The 1812-nt window shown below is 70.8% G+C and carries 2 protein-coding genes; both read left to right on the top strand.

Annotated elements, in window-relative coordinates:
* Positions 1 to 396 (top strand): IS607 family transposase (locus JNW87_RS38230; RefSeq protein ID WP_238455421.1); only part of this gene is annotated, 396 nt, incomplete at its 5' end.
* Positions 393 to 1812, top strand: a 1420-nt coding sequence (tnpB, locus tag JNW87_RS38235; RefSeq protein ID WP_238455422.1) for an IS607 family element RNA-guided endonuclease TnpB, incomplete at its 3' end; no start/stop codon positions are given. The genes JNW87_RS38230 and tnpB, both read left to right, overlap by 4 nt.

Below are 1812 nucleotides of genomic sequence, written 5' to 3' on the forward strand. Positions count from 1 at the left end.
GACCAGCGAGCCGACCTGGACCGGCAGGTCGCCCGGGTGACCGCCTGGGTCACCGGGCGGGACATGGCCGTCGCGCGGGTGGTGACCGAGGTCGGGTCCGCGTTGAACGGGCGGCGCATGAAGTTCCTCGGGCTGCTGCGCGACCCGGCCGTGTCGACGATCGTGGTGGAGCACCGGGATCGGTTCGCGCGGTTCGGTGCCGAGTATGTTGAGGCGGCGCTGGCCGCGCAGGGGCGCCGGCTGATGGTGGTCGATCCAGCCGAGGTGGACGACGACCTCGTGCGGGACGTCACGGAGATCCTCACTAGTCTCTGCGCCCGACTGTACGGCCGCCGCGCAGCGGCGAACCGGGCCAGCCGCGCCGTGGCCGCCGCCACCACCAAGGACGAGTCGTGAAGCGGTACGAGCCGCCGGCCGGCTGGACCGTGCAGGCGTACCGGTTCGCCCTCGACCCGAGTGACGCCCAGGTTCTCGGTCTGCGCCGGAACACCGGCGCGGCTCGGTTCGCGTACAACCACATGCTGCGGCGGGTCAGCGCGGTGAAGGCGCAGCGCGCTGCCGAGGCCAGCTACGGAGTAGCCGAGGCGGACCTGACGCCATGGCAGGGCTGGTCCCTGCCGGACCTGCGGCGCACCTGGAACGAGATCAAGCAGTGGGTGGCGCCATGGTGGGCGGAGTGTTCCAAGGAGGCGTTCAACACCGGCCTGGCGAACCTGTCCGCAGCACTGGGCAACTGGCACGCGTCACGCACCGGCACCCGCAAGGGCCGCCGGATGGGCTGGCCCCGCGCCAAGAAGAAAAACGGCCGTAGGTCGGCCCGGTTCACCACCGGCGCGATCCGGGTCGACCCCAGCTACCGGCATGTGATGCTGCCCCGGCTGGGTCGCATCCGCACCCACGAGTCGACCCGCAAGCTGGCCCGCCGGGTACGGGCGGGCACCGCGACGATCCTGTCCGCCACGGTCACCGAGACCGCCGGCAGGTGGTTCTGCTCGTTCCAGGTCGCGGTCCAGCGCACGGTCGGACGGCGGCCGGCGCACGCGCCGAAAGCCGGCCGGGTCGTCGGCGTGGACGCCGGGATCAAGCACCTGGCGGTGCTGTCCACCGGCGAGATGGTGCCGAACCCGGCGCCGTTCAAGGCCGCGTTGAGGAAACTCGGCAAGGCCCAACGCCGGGCCGCCCGGCGGATCGGCCCCTACGACCCGGAGGCCAGGCGCAAACGGACTGCGTCGAACCGGTGGCAGCGGGCACAGGACGCGGTGGCTCGACTACACGCCACAGTCTCGGCCGTCCGCGCCGACTCGTGGCACCAACTCACCACCCGCCTGGCGCAGCAGTTCACCACGGTCGTGGTCGAGGACCTCCACGTGGCCGGGATGGTCCGCAACCGCAAGCTGGCCCGGTCCCTGACCGACGTCGCCCCGGCGACGCTGCGCCGGCACCTCGGCTACAAGACCGGCTGGTACGGCAGCACGCTGTACGTCGCCGACCGGTGGTACCCCAGCTCCAAGACGTGCTCCGCCTGCAAGACGGTGAAACCCAAGCTGTCGCTGGCCGAGCGCATGTTCCACTGCACGGCGTGCGGACTGTCCCTGGACCGGGACGTCAACGCGGCACGTAATCTTGCCGCGCTCGTGCGGCACGTCGACCTGGAGTTGCTGGGCGACGCAAAAACAGGACGTGGAGCCTACGTAAGACCCGTAAGACCTGCACCCGCAGGCGGGGCAGCGGGCCGTGAAGCGTCTAGACCGGTTCATCCGGTCAACGTCGCCCGGCAACGGACGACTGCCAATCATGAGTCACGTTTGCTCA

The sequence above is a fragment of the Micromonospora sp. ATA51 genome, from assembly GCF_016802855.1.
GTDB lineage: Bacteria > Actinomycetota > Actinomycetes > Mycobacteriales > Micromonosporaceae > Micromonospora > Micromonospora sicca.